This window comes from Pantoea sp. SGAir0215 (assembly GCF_043543215.1).
This window is the reverse complement of record NZ_CP028031.1, coordinates 2,659,690-2,675,856: the sequence shown is the minus strand read 5'-3', so window position 1 is coordinate 2,675,856 and position 16,167 is coordinate 2,659,690. Positions and strand designations below refer to the sequence as shown.

Annotated in this window: 17 protein-coding genes; 1 reads left to right on the top strand and 16 read right to left on the bottom strand. The window is 54.4% G+C overall.

The window, feature by feature from the left end:
• Positions 1-19 precede the first annotated feature (19 nt).
• Positions 20-1,000: a TIM barrel protein gene (locus C1N64_RS12545; RefSeq protein WP_054633809.1), complete on the bottom strand. Its 981-nt coding sequence runs from the start codon at positions 998-1,000 to the stop codon at positions 20-22.
• A gap of 326 nt (positions 1,001-1,326) precedes the next feature.
• Between C1N64_RS12545 and C1N64_RS12540 the strand changes: the two genes are divergently transcribed.
• Positions 1,327-2,793: a catalase gene (locus C1N64_RS12540; protein WP_283786761.1), complete on the top strand. Its 1,467-nt coding sequence runs from the start codon at positions 1,327-1,329 to the stop codon at positions 2,791-2,793.
• A gap of 50 nt (positions 2,794-2,843) precedes the next feature.
• Here C1N64_RS12540 and C1N64_RS12535 read toward each other — a convergent pair whose 3' ends face one another.
• The 15 genes from C1N64_RS12535 to pqqD all read right to left on the bottom strand — a co-directional run bounded on the left by C1N64_RS12535 (position 2,844) and on the right by pqqD (position 16,166).
• A complete protein-coding gene (locus C1N64_RS12535) occupies positions 2,844-3,473 on the bottom strand; it encodes a DapH/DapD/GlmU-related protein (protein ID WP_283786763.1) in 630 nt (209 codons plus the stop codon).
• 628 nt (positions 3,474-4,101) lie between these two features.
• Entirely contained in the window at positions 4,102-5,403 is a 1,302-nt protein-coding gene (locus tag C1N64_RS12530; protein WP_054633811.1) for a PQQ-dependent sugar dehydrogenase, read from the bottom strand.
• A 12-nt stretch (positions 5,404-5,415) separates the two neighbouring features.
• Positions 5,416-5,823: a DUF2231 domain-containing protein gene (locus tag C1N64_RS12525; protein ID WP_006119106.1), complete on the bottom strand. Its 408-nt coding sequence runs from the start codon at positions 5,821-5,823 to the stop codon at positions 5,416-5,418.
• Between the two features lie 151 nt (positions 5,824-5,974).
• Positions 5,975-6,406 (bottom strand): thiol-disulfide oxidoreductase DCC family protein, encoded by a 432-nt coding sequence (locus C1N64_RS12520; RefSeq protein ID WP_375096278.1) that lies wholly within the window; start codon positions 6,404-6,406, stop codon positions 5,975-5,977.
• Positions 6,357-6,998, bottom strand: a complete 642-nt coding sequence (locus C1N64_RS12515; RefSeq protein ID WP_367143053.1) for an AAA family ATPase — start codon at positions 6,996-6,998, stop codon at positions 6,357-6,359. Before C1N64_RS12515 ends, C1N64_RS12520 begins: the two co-directional genes overlap by 50 nt.
• The gene (locus C1N64_RS12510; RefSeq protein ID WP_054687760.1) at positions 6,995-7,432 is read right to left on the bottom strand and encodes a PTS sugar transporter subunit IIA; all 438 of its coding nucleotides are present in this window, start codon (positions 7,430-7,432) and stop codon (positions 6,995-6,997) included. The genes C1N64_RS12515 and C1N64_RS12510 overlap by 4 nt, the downstream gene beginning before the upstream one ends.
• Positions 7,433-7,441: 9 nt before the next feature.
• Positions 7,442-7,711 carry a hypothetical protein gene (locus C1N64_RS12505; RefSeq protein ID WP_039340416.1) on the bottom strand — a complete coding sequence of 90 codons (270 nt, stop codon included), beginning with the start codon at positions 7,709-7,711 and terminating at the stop codon, positions 7,442-7,444.
• 63 nt (positions 7,712-7,774) lie between these two features.
• Positions 7,775-8,617 (bottom strand): class II fructose-bisphosphate aldolase, encoded by an 843-nt coding sequence (locus tag C1N64_RS12500; protein WP_054687761.1) that lies wholly within the window; start codon positions 8,615-8,617, stop codon positions 7,775-7,777.
• Positions 8,604-9,971, bottom strand: a complete 1,368-nt coding sequence (locus C1N64_RS12495) for a PTS sugar transporter subunit IIC (protein ID WP_033741366.1) — start codon at positions 9,969-9,971, stop codon at positions 8,604-8,606. The genes C1N64_RS12500 and C1N64_RS12495 overlap by 14 nt, the downstream gene beginning before the upstream one ends.
• Positions 9,964-10,278, bottom strand: a complete 315-nt coding sequence (locus C1N64_RS12490) for a PTS sugar transporter subunit IIB (protein WP_033741363.1) — start codon at positions 10,276-10,278, stop codon at positions 9,964-9,966. The genes C1N64_RS12495 and C1N64_RS12490 overlap by 8 nt, the downstream gene beginning before the upstream one ends.
• Before the next feature lie 9 nt (positions 10,279-10,287).
• Positions 10,288-11,268, bottom strand: coding sequence for a 6-phosphofructokinase (locus C1N64_RS12485; protein ID WP_054687763.1), 981 nt, complete (start codon positions 11,266-11,268; stop codon positions 10,288-10,290).
• 526 nt (positions 11,269-11,794) lie between these two features.
• On the bottom strand, positions 11,795-12,379 hold the full coding sequence (locus C1N64_RS12480) for a YceI family protein (protein WP_039340419.1): 585 nt from the start codon (positions 12,377-12,379) through the stop codon (positions 11,795-11,797).
• Positions 12,380-12,497: 118 nt separating this feature from the next.
• Positions 12,498-14,759 carry a pyrroloquinoline quinone biosynthesis protein PqqF gene (gene pqqF, locus C1N64_RS12475; protein ID WP_394514842.1) on the bottom strand — a complete coding sequence of 754 codons (2,262 nt, stop codon included), beginning with the start codon at positions 14,757-14,759 and terminating at the stop codon, positions 12,498-12,500.
• Positions 14,759-15,901, bottom strand: a complete 1,143-nt coding sequence (gene pqqE, locus C1N64_RS12470) for a pyrroloquinoline quinone biosynthesis protein PqqE (RefSeq protein WP_110267530.1) — start codon at positions 15,899-15,901, stop codon at positions 14,759-14,761. Before pqqE ends, pqqF begins: the two co-directional genes overlap by 1 nt.
• Complete coding sequence (gene pqqD / locus C1N64_RS12465) at positions 15,888-16,166, bottom strand: pyrroloquinoline quinone biosynthesis peptide chaperone PqqD (RefSeq protein ID WP_110267531.1); 279 nt, start codon at positions 16,164-16,166, stop codon at positions 15,888-15,890. Before pqqD ends, pqqE begins: the two co-directional genes overlap by 14 nt.
• Position 16,167 lies beyond the last annotated feature (1 nt).

The following is a 16,167-nucleotide window of genomic DNA, read 5'->3' as shown; positions in this document are numbered from 1 at the left end:
TTTCACACCGACGCGATGACTAACGCGCCAGCATAATGTCGTTGACGATCTGCTGCGACGCCACGGCATCCTGATGACGGATAGCCTCGGCCAGCGCCGCGTTATCATTAAATTGCTCGCACAGTTTCAGGAGGCGTTTCACGGTGGCGATGTTGGTTTCGGCTTCACGCACTGGATCCAGCCCGCTGGCGTCCGGGAACGTGTCGAAGTAATATGCGCCCTGATAGCCATCGCGCTGCATCTGCCACAGGAATTCCAGCGTGGCACGCGGATTCACCGCTCCGACCATTAACCCGTCATCACGTTTACCCCAGCCATCATTCAGATCCAGCCCCAGCAGCCGGGAGCGGCGTGCGACCATGGCGGCAGCCCAGGCCGGAATTTCATTGGCGAACAGGACGTGAGCGAAATCCAGGGTGATCCCCAGGTTCGGGCAGCCCGCTTCTTCCACCGCCAGCAGGCAGGTTGTGACGTTAGGAAAGATGCTGTAGGCGCGGGGTTCGTTAGGTTTGTACTCAATACTCACGTCGACATCCGGGGCATATTCTGCAATTTCGCGCACTGCGCTGACCGCGTCTTCCCAGATTTTTTTGTAATTGACCTGAAAACAGTAATCAAAGCCATCCTGCCCCATCCACAACGTCATCAGTGTTGAGCCGAATTCCCGTCCGGCATCAATGCCGCGCTTGGTGAGCTCGATAGCTTCGCGACGAATGTTGGCATCAGGATGGGTAAAGGCGCCAATCTTGAACTGCGGTGCATCCCAACGCATCTGCATGCCGTTCACTGCCAGTCCCGCGTCCTCAATGGCCTGACGCAGCGTTTTGATATCTGCCGTAAGGTGTTGGGGATAGTTGAGATCCAGGTGGGTCAGGCCATTAACGGTACCCGCACGCGCCACCATTTGCATAACGGAGGGCTTCCCCTGTAACGCTGGCCAGTAGCGATGTGCCCCCGATGCAAACGAGTTAAGACGTGTGGCAAATTTTAAATCAGACATGTGGCGCAATCCTTCATCACAGGGTTGTAATGTACTTTTCTTTTTCACACTTAATTGTGAAGTTATAAGATAATTTACGCCTTGCCGCGCCACACGCAAGCACCAAAACAGACAGGATCGTTGAAATGCGATAACCGTCACGGATAGCTCGTCAGTGGAAAGCCGGGTTCAGAGTGCGAAAAGTCCCAACGGGATGGGCCTGGCGCGATAAAGGTCACGTGTGTGTGAGAGAAAACGGCTATTGGGATGCAATCTGCCGTTGCGCTTCTGCGTTTTACGCTACGCTTATTCCATGCAATACCCGTATAAACATGGAGACTAATTGAATGAGTCACGATGCGCGTAAACCCACCACCACAGATGCAGGCATTCCGGTTGCCAGCGATGAACACTCTTTGTCGGTAGGACCGGACGGCCCACTGGTACTGCACGATCACTATCTGATTGAGCAGATGGCGAATTTTAACCGTGAACGTATTCCTGAACGGCAGCCACATGCAAAAGGGAGCGGCGCCTTTGGCTTTTTTGAGGTGACTGAAGATGTCAGTCGCTACACCAAAGCCAACGTTTTTCAGCCCGGCACGAAAACGGATGTGCTGATGCGCTTCTCAACCGTGGCTGGCGAGCGCGGCAGCCCAGATACCTGGCGCGATCCACGCGGTTTTTCCATAAAGTTTTATACCCGCGAAGGCAATTACGACCTGGTGGGCAACAATACGCCGGTGTTTTTTATTCGCGACCCGATGAAGTTTCAGCATTTTATTCGCTCGCAAAAACGCCGTGCGGACAACAATCTGCGTGACAACGATATGCAGTGGGATTTCTGGACGCTGTCACCGGAATCGTCGCACCAGGTCACGTGGCTGATGGGCGATCGCGGTATTCCCAAAAGCTGGCGTCATATGAACGGCTACTCCAGTCACACCTATATGTGGGTAAACGCACAGGGCGAGAAGTTCTGGGTGAAATACCATTTCCATACCGATCAGGGCATTGAAAACCTGACGCAGCAGGAAGCCGATAAGCTGGCAGGCGAAGACGGCGATTACCATACGCGCGACCTGTTCATGTCCATCAAAAACGGTCACTTCCCGAGCTGGACGCTCTATATGCAGATCATGCCTTTTGCGGAGGCAGACGATTACCGCTACAACCCGTTCGACCTGACCAAGGTCTGGCCACACAGCGATTACCCGTTAATCAAAGTTGGAAAACTTACGCTGAACCGCAATCCTGCCGATAACCATGCGCAGATTGAACAGGCTGCCTTCGAGCCCAACAATCTGGTACCCGGTATTGGCCTGAGCCCGGATAAGATGCTGCTCGGGCGCGTCTTTGCCTATGCGGATGCCCACCGCGCCCGACTCGGGGTGAACTATAAGCAGATTCCGGTCAACGCGCCGCAGTCGCCGGTCAACAGCTACAGCAAAGATGGGGCCATGCGCATGAATCCGGTATCCGACCCGGTTTATGCGCCCAACAGCAAAGGCGGCCCGGTTGCCGATGGTGAACGTTATCCGACCGACTCGGTCTGGTCTGCCAGCGGCGATATGGTACGGGCACCCTATTCACTGCGTCGGGACGACGATGACGTAGGCCAGGCGAATACGTTGATCAATAAGGTGATGGATGACGCCGCGCGTGACCGGCTGGTCAACAACGTCACGGGCCATCTGTTGAACGGCGTGGAAGAGCCGGTGCTGTCGCGGGCTTTTGAATACTGGCGCAATATCGACAAAACCATTGGCGACCGCATCGCCACGGCCGTGCTGGACGCGCGGGCTAAACGCTAAACCGCCCTGTCAGACGGTGGCATCCGCCACCGTTTATTTCCCCGTCGCATTCAGCCATGCTTTGCACAAAACTGCTCAATATCCTCTGACTGAAAATCGGCAAGGTTCGCCATGATCTTTTCCAGCGGCCAGTTCCACCAGGCGATGTGCTGTAAGCGCGTGGCAATCGCCGGATGGAAGCGAACCCGAATCGGTTTGGCGGGCACGCCGCCGACCACGGTATAGGCTGCCACATCTTTCGTCACCACCGCGCCCGCCGCCAGCACCGCCCCGTCGCCCACCGTGACGCCGGGCAATACGATCACGCCATGACCGATCCAGACGTCATTGCCAATGATCACTCTGTCTTCTCGCCGGGCGGTGAAAAAACCGTGGTCGCGCGTGGCGGTCGCGTCGTAATACTCCGGACAATAGGTAAAGCGGTGTTGTGACGCGCGATTCATCGGGTGATTCGGCGCGCCAATCCGGACCTGATTAGCGATCGCGGTGAAACGGCCAATCTCACTGTCGGCAATGCAACAATGTTCACCTACATAGGAGAAATCGCCCAGGGTGCTGTATTCCAGATAGCTGTGAGCCAGAATTTCACACTGCGCGCCAATCTGCGTTTCACGCATGCGTACGCTGGCATCGATTTCGGTTTGCTGAAGTTTGGCGGGTTTTACCGCGGCAAGTGACATGGAAACGCTCCCGGCTCTGGTCTGAGGTCTGGATAAGTGATGCCCGTAAGGCGCCTGACTGCCGCGCCACTGTAGCCGGATAACATGACAGACAATTGACAACGAAAAAGGCGGAGTGGTTAGCTCCGCCTTGGTCAAAGTTCCGGTTATTTTGCATGACCGGTCAGTTGCAAAAGGGCAACGATGATCTGCAAGATGACCCGGATAATCTCCAGAATCAGCTTAGTCAGTTCCATCACTTTCCTTCTCCTGCTTAGGGAGCGCGCTGTTCAGCAGCCAGGACTCTGACATTACCCGCCGACTGCCTGAGCACAACGTTGTGGAGAGGGCTGAGCGGCACTCATGGTTTAAGCCACAGGCCAGCACCACCTGGGACCTGCCGGGATTTACATAACCGTGCTCCCCTGGAAGCAATCAGTTAACCACGGTGCGATGCCCGACGCTCAACACATGTATAAATATACAGTATTTTGGCCAAACTTGAAGTCTTCGCTGTCACTCTTTACACTCAACCTGTGGAGAGTGCTGAGCACCTCGTTTATCCTCCGGTTACCCGCCGCAGGACGAACAAAAGAAAAAAGGATTTGGCGTTGTGCCAAATCCTTTTTTTATGCCTGCGCAGTCGCAATTACTTCGCTGAACTGACGCGCCAGATCGTATCACCTGCATCATCGGCGATAATTAACCCGCCCTGCTTATCGCTGGCCAGGCCCACCGGTAAGCCGTGCACTTCTTTTTCATCCTCAGTCAAAAAGCCGGACACCACGGTTTGCGGTTGCCCCACCGGTTTCCCGTTTTCGAATTTCACCCAGATGACCTTGTAGCCGTTCAGTGGCTTACGGTTCCAGCTCCCGTGTTCGCTGATAAAGGCACCGCCCCGGTACTGCGGCATATTCTCTGCACCATAAAACAACAGGCCCAGTGGGGCGACATGCGAGCTCAGAGCGTAATCAGGCTTGATGGCTGTTTTGACCAGATCCGGTCGCTGCGGCTGAGCGCGTACATCAACGTGTTGACCAAAATAGCTGTAGGGCCAGCCATAGAAGCCCTTCTCTTTAACAGACGTCAGGTAGTCAGGCACCAGATCCGAGCCAATTTCGTCACGCTCGTTGACAACCGCCCACAGCTGCTTCGTCTGCGGCTCCCAGTCGAGCCCCGTCGGGTTACGCAAGCCGCTGGCATAAATACGGCTGGCACCGCTGGCGGCATCGACCTCCAGCACGGCGGCACGGCGGTATTCCGCACCAATACCGTTTTCGGTGATGTTGCTGTTCGACCCGACGCCGACGTACAGTTTGCTGCCATCAGGACTGGCTAACAGCGCTTTTGTCCAGTGGTGGTTAATGGGCCCGCCGGGTAATTCGGTCACCTCTTCCGGCGCGGTGCGAATCTCGGTTTGTCCTTCGCTGTAGGGAAATTTCACCAGACTGTCTGCATTTGCCACATACAGAGTATTCCCGACCAGTTGCATGCCAAACGGCGCGGTCAGATTCTCGATAAAGCGGTGTTGCTCCCACTTGCCATTCACATTACGCAACAGGGTGATGCGGTTACCGCCTTTGCCCCCTTTGCCTGAGGCATTTTTTACCAGACCCGTAATCAACTCTTTCGGCTTGGTCGTGGGTTTGGGTGTGCCGTTGGATTCCGCGACCAAAATATCGTTGTTCGGCAGCACGTAGACCTGACGTGGATGCTGAAGCTTATCGGCAATCTTCTCTATCTTCAGCCCCTCGGCGACCTTAGGCATTTCGCCGTTCTTCCACGGAACACCTTTGGGCACCTGCATCGGCGGTACCATAAAATTTTTGGCTTCCGGCAGCTCAGGATTCGCACCAATCTGTTTTTCAGGCGCGACCGACGCACCGTTATCACACCCGGCTAACAGGGCCGTCAGCGCCAACGCTATCAGGGAATATTGTGGTATTTTCATTGGGGCTTCTCCTTAAGCGATGCGTTGACGAAGGGCAAGTTGCACATTCGCCAGCAGTAGCAGTATCACCACCAGCGTTGAGAGAATCACCGCCGTGGGCACCACGGCGTACGCATCACGGCTGTGAATAAAGGCGTTAGCGATAGCCAGCAGGATAGCCACCAGCGAGATCCAGAAATGGGTTTTCTCTGGCGCGCTGCTGCCGCGGAACAGATAAATAAGACTAATTACTCGTGGCAGAACAGCAATGACCAGACCTATTGCGATTAACCAACTGGCACTGACAGACCAGAAGATGACAGTCGTCTTCATATAGACGATATCGAACAGCCAGGCCGCTACAAAAAAGCCCACCGGTAGAGGTTCGAGGAGAGCGTAAAGCGTCACGGCGATGGCCGATCGTCCAGAGGTGTTGCGCATGATTTTCTCCATTTTCAATAGTTATACAGCCCAGGCACAACGTATTACCTTCCCATTACGTTGTTAACCTGCCTGTAAAATATTAGTAAACCTGAAGAAAAATGATGGTTTTAATTCACCTTTGCAGGCGATGACGGGTAAAGCGGTGTCGTCAGGCCTGATGCGACAGGAACCGGCCTGGATAATCGGCGCGAATGGGCTGTTGCGTCGCATAGCGGCCAACCAGCCTGTAGCGGTTCAGCGCAATGGCGTCGTAAAAAAGGTTACTGAGGCGTTTCGGCAACCAGCGCAGCACGCTCATAATGCGCCACGGCAGCGGCAACTGCTGAAAAACGCGAAAAATAGCCTGCGCCCGAAGCCAGTGCTGTTCATCCCGAATGTAGACGATCGTGCTGATATTGTCGTCAGGCAGGCCGGCCCATCTCAGTAGTGCTTTGCCCTCCTCACTCTGGACGGAAGCAAAACGGACCTGCCGCGCCAGCCGGTGGCGCAACAGGAAACGCACCCATCCTGTACAAAGTTTGCATACACCATCATAAAGCACGACGCTCTCGCCCGTTTGCAGATAAGGGGGCTGTGGCATGGGGCGGCTCCTCTGTTTCATCCTCAACAGACGCAGTATAGTCCTTCTTTCCCGTATGCTGAGCCAGCCACTGACAAACCGCCGCTTCATCGATGGCCCTGGCATTAACCCGCAGCAGCGGCCCCAGTGCCATGGGTTGTGCTTCTTCCGCCAGACGACGCAGTTCCGGAAGATACTCCACGCCGGGGTGACCCGGCATGCGTTGCGCCAGGCGAGCCTGGTAACGCGCCACCGCCTCATCGGGTGAGATCTGCATCCAGATCTCCAGCACCTCATCCACGCCCGCTCGCTGCAAACCCTGCTCCAGCACGCTTTTCGACTGAAACCCAAACCAGGCATCAATCAGAAAAACCGTGTTCACCGGTGACTGGCCCACAATATTCCAGATCGCCTGGTAAGCCGCACAGCCGAGCTGTCGGTTACGCTGACGATCGACCGGGGCGAAGCTGGACATGAAGGGCTCCTTAATGCTGTCCAGCGTTAATACCGGTAAGGTGAAACGCCCGGACAGCATCCGGGTCAGCGTACTTTTGCCCGAGGCGGGAATTCCGTTGACCAGTACTACTCGCTTACTTTCCGCCTGTCTGGTCATAAGATCTCCATGACGTCCGCCATGCTACTGGCCTGGCGTAGTTTGACCAGCGTCGCGTCATCGTCAAGCAGCGAGACAATCGCGCGAATGCCCTCTTCAATGTGGGCATTACTGTCACGGGCACCGAACATGATGACGATATCGGCCTTTTCACTGCCCCCAAACGAGATCGGTTCTGCCAGCACAATCAGACTAAAACAGTCGCGAATAACGCCCGTTTCCGGGCGGGCATGAGGAATGGCGATACCTTCTTCAAACACATAATAGGCACCGTGCGTGAGCGTGTTATCAATGACAGCCTGAGGATACGAGGCCCGAATATAGCCGCCCGCCACCAGCGGTTTGGCCGCCATGGCGATCACCTGTTGCCAGTCGCTGGCCGCAACCCCGACCTGAATGGCACTGGCTTCCTGTAATAACTGTTTAATGGTCATTACTGCTCCTTAAACTGATTTTCGCACCAGATTGCGTAATTCATCAATTTTCACAAACAGAGGATCGATGTGATCCCGGTAACGACGGCTTTTTGCATAGAGTGATAATGCCCGGTTATATTCCAGCATTAATTGTTTTTGCGTGTCGGTATCGGCGGTATTACTGGCCAGCTTCGCTTCCAGCTGCCTTATTTTCTCGCTGACGGATTCTGCCAGGCGATCCTGTTCGGCCGCATCCTGCGGTTGATTTTCCACTTTCTTTTTCATGAATCCAAACATAGCGACTCCTGCCCCGAAAAGCGCGCGGGCACTTCAGGTTTATTTACGTCGGGATAAATGGGGTTAGCGGAATAACTGCATTTTTTCCACTAATACATTGGTTACCGCATTATTAGCGGGCACCAGGAAATTACGCACGCTGTCGTTTACTTTGCCTTTTTCGAACGTGGTTTTGCACTGCGCCACCCACTGGACATTCATCTCGGTGCCCACGTTCACTTTGTCGATACCGCTGCTGACAGCCAGGCGCATATCTTCATCACTCACGCCCGTTCCGCCGTGCAGGACCAGCGGCGTCGCGGTGGCGTCGGTGATTGCGGCCAGGCGCTGGTGCTGAATATGGGCTTTCCCGGTATACAGGCCGTGCACGGTGCCGATGGAAATCGCCAGCATGTCGACGCCCGTTTCGTGCACAAAGCGCTTGGCATCCTCTACAGGGGTAAACGCAATTTCATCCATCTCCACGCATTTACCATCTTCCGATCCGCCGATTGCGCCCAGCTCAGCTTCCACGGAGACATTTAGCGGGCGCGCCATATCAATAACCCGTCGGGTATTAGCAATATTTTCCTCAAGCGGTAAATGTGAGCCATCGTACATGACCGAACTGAATCCGGCGTTAATCGCTGTCTGAATCGCCTCTAAATCAGAACAGTGATCCAGATGCAGACAGGTTGGAATATTTTTACTTTTCGCTAAAGATTTAACGGCATCGACCAGTAATTCGTGTCCGAGATATTTTGCCGTACCGGTAGATATCTGAATCATTAACGGGCTGTGGGTTTGTTCTGCCGCCTTAAAAAAGGCGGGCAGCATTTCCAGACAATGTAAATTAAACGAGCCCACTGCTTTAAAATCACGTTCTTTGGCAATCTTGAGCAGGTCAGTAAAATTATAAAGTTTCATGCACGTTTTCCTCACGGGATGAAGTGGATTTTCCGTTAACAAACCAGGCGATAGCGGTAACAAAGGCGACGAATACGGCGACGAACAACCAGTTATTCTGGAAAGCATGTCCCAAAACCAGGCCGGTACTGATGACGTCGGAATCGCTGAAGGTCACGCCGGTAAAGCCATAACTTTCCAGCATCGGCACCAGAATGGCCGGCAGGAAGGTAATGAATAAGCCGTGCACGAAGCCCCCGATCATCGCTCCGCGCCGGCCCCCCAACGCATTACCAAACACGCCTGCCGTGCCGCCTGCAAAGAAGTTGGTGAGCAGACCCGGCAGAATCATTGCCAGACCAAACATCGGGAACACCAGCATGCCGACCACGGAGCCGAGCGTGGTCGCCAGGAAACCGACAATGACTGCGTTAGGCGCATAAGGAAACATGACCGGGCAGTCGAGTGCAGGCTTCGCATCCGGCACCAGCCGCATGGCAATGCCACGGAATGCCGGAACCAGTTCATTCAGCAGCAGTCGCACACCGCTGTAGAGGACAAACACGCCCGCGACAAACTGAATGGACTGCATAAAGGCATACATCAGGTAGTTGGTGCCGCTGCTGTACTGCGCAATAAAGGCGGGACCGGCTGCCAGCGCAGGGATCAGGTACATTGGCACCATCACCACCGCCATTGACAGGTAGGTGTCCTGTAAAAATTTGAAGTTGTCCGGTAACTTCAGATCCTCCGTCGAACGTGACCCTTTACCGACCACCTTCGCCACGGCCGCCGTCAGCAGATAGCCGATGGTACAGAAGTGGCCCAGGGCAACATCGTCCGAATCGGTAATACGCCGTACCACCGGCTGGGCCAGCGCGGGCATCACGACAGCCATAACGCCACCAAAAATCCCGCCGGTCAGAATCAGCGGTAAGCCGGTTAAGCCTGCTTTATAGCCGATGACCGCACCAATCGTGGCCATCCATAACAACGCCTGTCCGGTCAGGAAGATGTATTTAAACGGCGTCAGGCGGGCAATGATGATATTGACGATAAAGATCACCAGCAGCGTCATGGCCACTTCGGAGCCCAGTTCACGGTTGGCCAGCCCGGCGATGGCAGCCACATCGGTGATGTAGCCCTGCATGCCAAAGCCGTGGGTGAAGATACTGTTCAGGAAGGTCAGTGCGCCGACAATAATATTGATGCCCGCCATCATAATTAAGAAGCCGAGCAGGGTTTTAAATGTCCCTTCTACCACTTTTCCCGCAGATTTCTTTTGCAGCACCAGCCCAATCAGCGCAATAAAAGCGATAAGAATGGATGCCTGTCCCAGTAAATCTTTAACCAGAAAATTGATTACACTATTCATGATTAGCAACCTTCATATTACGTTCTTTTAAGAAAGCCACGATCTTTTGCTCAATTTCGGCTTTATCGGTAAGTTTATTTAATATAATGACCCGTTTAATCTGTTCTGGTGTGGCGTCAGCATTTAAAACATCCGCAAACGCTTTTTGCGTCAGAATCATGTCGGATTTAAATGCATTAGCTTCTGAAATTGTGGTGTGATCGATATCGGCTTCAATTTCCAGTTTTTTTAAAACGGCTTTCGCACTCATTTCGATGGCGAAACTTGAACCCAGACCACAACCACAAACACATAAAATTTTCAGCATGTTTTCTCCTCACACTATTTGCAGTTGTTTAGCGAGTTTATAATGGTGCCCTTCTGTATCGACCAGGCGTTTCTTCATGCTTATTAAGTCAATCGGAATAGGCTTATTGCTGCCGTTAATAATGACGGCTTTATTGCGCATTCCGGATTGAATACAACGAACCACTTCACTTGCCATAATGGTACCCTGATAAATTTCTTCACAGGTGGGATCGCCATTACGCAGTCCATAACCGACAATCGTTTTGCGAATGCGCACACCGATCAACGGTTCAAGTTGCTTAATTAAGGTATCGATTGCGCCCTGAAAGCCCGGTGAATATTCACGTGTATAGCCCTCAGAGCACAGGATAATGACGCTGTTCTGTTCACTGAGGCGCTGAGTGATGCGCCCGGCCAGCGTCGCCGTCGGAATCTGACACTCGGGGATTAACGCAAAATCCGCATTCGATTTTATTGCCGATTGCAGCGTCAGTTCACCGCAGTAACCGCCGAGCAACTCGACCATAAATACCCGGCCGGTTAATGCGCGGCCCGTATTCCGCAGTTTTGCCACCTCTTTAAGTACCTGCTCACAGGCAGTTGAAAAGCCCACGGTGTAATCACTGCCGAAGACATCGTTATCAATCGTCATACCGATGCCAAAACAGTTCACACCGAATTCGCTCAGCGTATGTAAAAATTGCAGTGAGCCATCTCCGCCGGCCATAATTAATACATCAATACGCAATGCCTTAAGCTGTCGGGTGATGGTTTCGTATTCGCTGCGAATTAATTTTCGCGTGGTCCTTCCCGACTGCATAACCGGAATCGAGGTAACAGAGAAATCCACTAAATCGCGTTGCGCAATTTCCTGACAGACATTATCGAGAAGTCCCGGAATACCGCCATTAAATAACAGCATTTCCGCCTGCGTCATTCTCGCAATCTGAAAAATAAAATTATTTATGCCGGTAACATCGCCGCCGCTGATTACCATCCCGATTCTCATTCTCCATTCCTCTCTGGCTCAATGCGTCTGCGGGCTATTGTTTCGGGATACAAGCCTTATATTTGCAAGTGAGATCACAAAAACGAGAGTATTTTGCCGGGTGGATAGATTGACAGCGGGGTTAAAACAGGTGTTTATGTGAATTAAATCACAATTAATAAGCGCGCCCGGTCTGTGAGCTTCGGTTGATAAAACAACGGGTTAAATATCATCAGGCGAAGAGAAACCGTTATTTCTGGCGCGTGTCCGGATAACAAAAAAACCGCGATGCAGATTTGTGATTTTCGCCTCACTTTTCACTGTGATGCTGACGGGTTATTTTGGCGGTCAGCATAGATACCGGTTATTTCGGCAGCGAAAAAGGATTCATCTTGTCCGGTTAACCGTTCACCGGGTTTTCTTACACGCGCGGCACGATGATGAACGTTTGCGCAAAGCGAGCTGTGCTGTACCGGTGACGTTGGGTGAAGCGGGCATAAAAAAACCCGGCAACGGATGTGCCGGGCTGGAAAACATGCTGAAAGCGTTATTTTGCGTACGCTTCGGTGGAGATGGTCAGTTTGACATCGTCGCTGACCGCAGGCACGTATTTATCCAGTTTGAAGTCAGAACGCTTGATGGTGCCGGTCGCATCAAAACCAATCGCCTGCTTTTTCACCATCGGATGCTCACCCTGCTTGTTCAGCGTGGCGTGCAGCGTAACCGGTTTGGTGATGCCTTTCAGCGTCAAATTACCTTCTACGTCAAATTTGTTATCGCCTTTAGCAATGACTTTGGTGCTGCGGAAGGTCGCGCTCGGGTATTTGGCGACGTCAAAATAGTCGGCGCCTTTAAATTCTTTCGTCAGTGCAGGCACATGGCTGTCAATTTTGGTGACAGGCAAGGTCACGTCAACACGCGACTGCTCGGGTTTGCTGCTGTCGAACACCAGTGACCCCGTGGCATCCGGAATATCGGCGGTAGGATGCGAGAAGCCGAAGTGTTCCCAGCTCATAACGACCGACGTATGCTGTGGATCCAGCTGGTAGTGCATTGTCTCAGCCTGAGAAACCGGGATATACAGCGCGGCAACTGCGATCAGTGGCAGTGTAAAACGTTTAACATCTTTCACTTTTCATTCCTTTTTTTATGGCGTCACATTGAGTCTGGTGCAAAGCGGCAGGAATAAAAAGTGAAGAGATTTGGCGTAAACAATCAAAATCATTCAACAATATCGACGAGTAATTATTCTACTGCTTATCGTCTGTACGTAAGATGCGCCACGCTGATTTCTGGCTGCATAACTGGTGATGCAGCTGCGTTAACTGCTGAGTGCTGAGGGCAGCAATATCCTGTGACGTCAGTGTGGGCAGTCCGTTAGCCTGACGCAGCGCCTCGACGGTGGGTTCTTCCTGCGCTGCGGCTAACTGTGTTTTCACCCCGTCGAGATCGGCCGCGTCTTTCACGGACGTCATCTGCTGCAGGAAATCGTCGCAATACTGAATCAGCGTTGTGGCAGACAGGGTCGGTGACTGAAGCGCAAAAAGAATACCGTCGATATCCACACAACGCTGGTAACGGCAGCTGACGACATAACCGATGGGGTGTTCAACACGGTAGCGCTGATAAAATCGCGGCGCGTATAGCAGCGCCAGCGCGCGCAGGGCGGCCAGCTGTTGAGGATCGGCCAGTGGTATGAACAGCAGAATGGCGCTGTCGTCCGAGGGGTGCGGTATCCTGCTTTCGCCGCTCACCCATGCCCGCGCGGGTAATGTAGCAGAATTGACCTTCAGCACGCTGAGCTGTTGCGCAAGTTGTTGATGTCGACGGGCATTACCGCCCAGAAGGATGGCCCGCCAGCGCTGCGGCTGCACGGACGACGCCAGGCAGTAAGGCAATTGTCGTAGCAGTTCGCGTATTGCAATACCGGGAATGGCAGAGCTGGCCTCTTCCGTTGTCGGCATCAGGCAGGATAACAGTTGCGCCAGCGCCGCGCTGAGCAACGCCTCGTCGGCGGGTAAGTCCAGCGTCAGTTGCCAGACGCCCTGCCTTTCACACCATTCCCCACCGCCGCCAAAGTGACGCAGTACTGCAAACACCGGCCGCAAGGCGCTTTCGCAGGCCTGACCTGCCGCCAGCGTGCTGTACAGTTCGGGACGAAGTATCAGCGTGCCGGAGGTTTCATCCGGGTGAATGTGTGGCAACGTCACCGCGGTGGTGGGCAGCCTGGCGGGCGGGAAAGGATTAGGGCCGGGATAATAAAACCACTCAACAGGGGGAACACTGACGTCGGGCACCTGCCAGCGCGCCAGGGTGAGCGCATAACCCTGTACGCTGCGTGATTCGCCAGCCACGTCAGCGGCACAAACCAGGGTGGTTGCTGGCACGCCGGCCAGCGTCTGTAATAAGGGCGAGAGTTCGGGGCAGTCGCCCGTGGCGGCAAACCCTAAAGCCCGCGCCTGAAGCTGCATTAAGGGCGACAATGCAGCCAGCCGCCGCTGCGCCAGGTGCCAGTAGTGTTGCCGCTGCGTCGCTGTGGTATGACTCAAGGCGGCGAAAAATGACATCAGCAATGCCTGTACCACGGCGGGTTGCTCACCCGTCACTGTCATCATCAACCACTGCGTTTTTGCGGACTGATACAGCCATTTTATCTGTAGCTGACTGGCGAGCCCGCGCGCGTAGAAGGCGGCCAGCAAGCCGCCGGGGGCTTCATCCAGCAAAAACTCGCGCAACAGCGTGACACTGTCACTTAACGCCGTTGGTAACAGCCAGCTCAGCGTCACTTCGGACGGGCCGTCCTGCTGCAACATCAGCCTCCTGTCGGCCGATAATTCAACGTCTGGTGCCGGAAGACTGCCCGCATCCCGAAGGGCAAAAGGAGCAGCAAAAATCTCAGCCAGCGTTGCCAGTTCGTCCAGCGGCTGCGGCCCCTGAAGCCACAGCGTCATCGTGCCGGCGTGATAGAAACGCTGATGAAACGCCCGCAGCGCAGCCTGCAATTCAGTGACGTTGTCACCAAAAACCGCCCTGTTGCCGGTCTGAAAGCGCTGGAAACTGGCCGGTGCGATGACCGTTGAGAATATAGCCGCCTCTGCTCTGGCCGCAGCGTGATGCTGCAGCAGCCGATGCTCGGCATCAATCACAGCAATTTCCTGAGTAATGGCCTCCGGCGTTAACCGCGGTGCGCTCAGCATATCCTGCAGGCGCAGCAGGCCATCAGTCAAACTGTCCGGGGCGACTTCAAAAAAAAAGGCGCTCTGGCGCGCCAGGGTGGTGGCATTCACCTGCCCGCCCTGCGCCTGCACCCAGCTCATCAGCCGCCCTTCGTCGGGCCAGCGCTGGCCACCGCTGAACAGCATATGCTCAAGCAGATGCGCCAGGCCGGGCCAGTTATCAGGTTCATCGTGACTGCCCGCCGCCACCTTCACCAGCGCCGCCGCCTGCGTTGCGTCCGGCTGGTGGACGAGCGTCACGCGGAGTCCGTTCAGGGTCAGGCTGCGTGTGTGCATTACAGATTCCGCGTTTTATAGATCAACTGAGAATTGGTGCGGTTGCGGAACTGTAGCTGACCGATTTTGATATCACTGCAGTCTGCCTGACGGCGCGCCTCAAGGATTGTGCTGTGATGCGGTGACTTACTGCAGACCGGATCGGTATTATCGGCATCGCCGGTCAGCATAAAGGCCTGGCAGCGGCAGCCACCAAAGTCTTTCTCTTTTTCATCACAGGAGCGGCAGGGTTCCGGCATCCAGTCGAACCCCCGGTAGCGGTTAAAACCAAACGAGTGATACCAGATGTCTTCCAGCGACTGCTCCAGGACCGAGGGAAAGGCCACCGGCAACTGTCGCGCGCTGTGGCACGGCAGCGCCGTGCCTTCTGGCGTGACGCTCAGGAAAATCGCGCCCCAACCGCCCATGCACGGCTTTGGTCGTTCTTCATAGTAATCTGGCGTAACGAACAGCAGATTAGTGAGACTGCCCCGCTCGTTCATCTGCGTGCGGTAGCGGTTAACGACCGCCTCCGCCCGGGCAATCTGCTCGCGCGTCGGCAATAACCCTTCGCGGTTCAGTTGTGCCCAACCGTAAAACTGGCAGGTCGCCAGTTCAACATCATCTGCCTCCAGCTCAATGCACAGATCGATAATCTTATCGATCTGGTCGATGTTATGGCGATGCAGTACGAAATTCAGCACCATCGGATAGCCGTGGGCTTTCACTGCGCGCGCCATCTCCAGCTTCTGCTGAAAGGCTTTTTTCGAGCCGGCCAGCGCCGCGTTGAGGGTTTCATCACTGGCCTGAAAACTGATCTGAATATGATCCAGACCGGCCTCGCTGAATGCGTCGAGTTTTTTCTCCGTCAGACCAATGCCGGAGGTGATCAGGTTGGTATAAAACCCTAAATCACGCGCCGCTTTGATGAGTTCGGGCAGATCCTTACGCGTCAGCGGTTCACCGCCCGAAAAGCCCAGCTGCACGCTGCCCATGGCACGGGCCTGGCGAAAGACCTCGATCCACTGTGCGGTGGTAAGCTCGCGCGCCTGCTGGGCAAAATCCAGGGGATTCGAACAGTACGGACACTGCAGCGGACAGCGATAGGTTAACTCTGCCAGCAGCCAGAGCGGTGGGTTGACGCCGGGTTTAGGTTGGGTCACGGAACTGTATCCACTTCTGTTCATAAGCTGACTGCAGGAATTCTTTCACATCTTCGCCCACGCCGCCCGCGTCCGGGAACTGAGCATCCAGCGTGGCAATAATGGAAGCGATATCCTGTTTGCCGTCCACCAGCGCCAGAATGGCCGCTGCGGTTTCATTTAACTTCGCCATGCCTTCGGGATAAAGCACCACATGGCTGTCCTGTGCCGCTTCCCATTGCATACGGTAGCCACGGCGAAAGGCGACAATTGTGTGTTCGTTCATC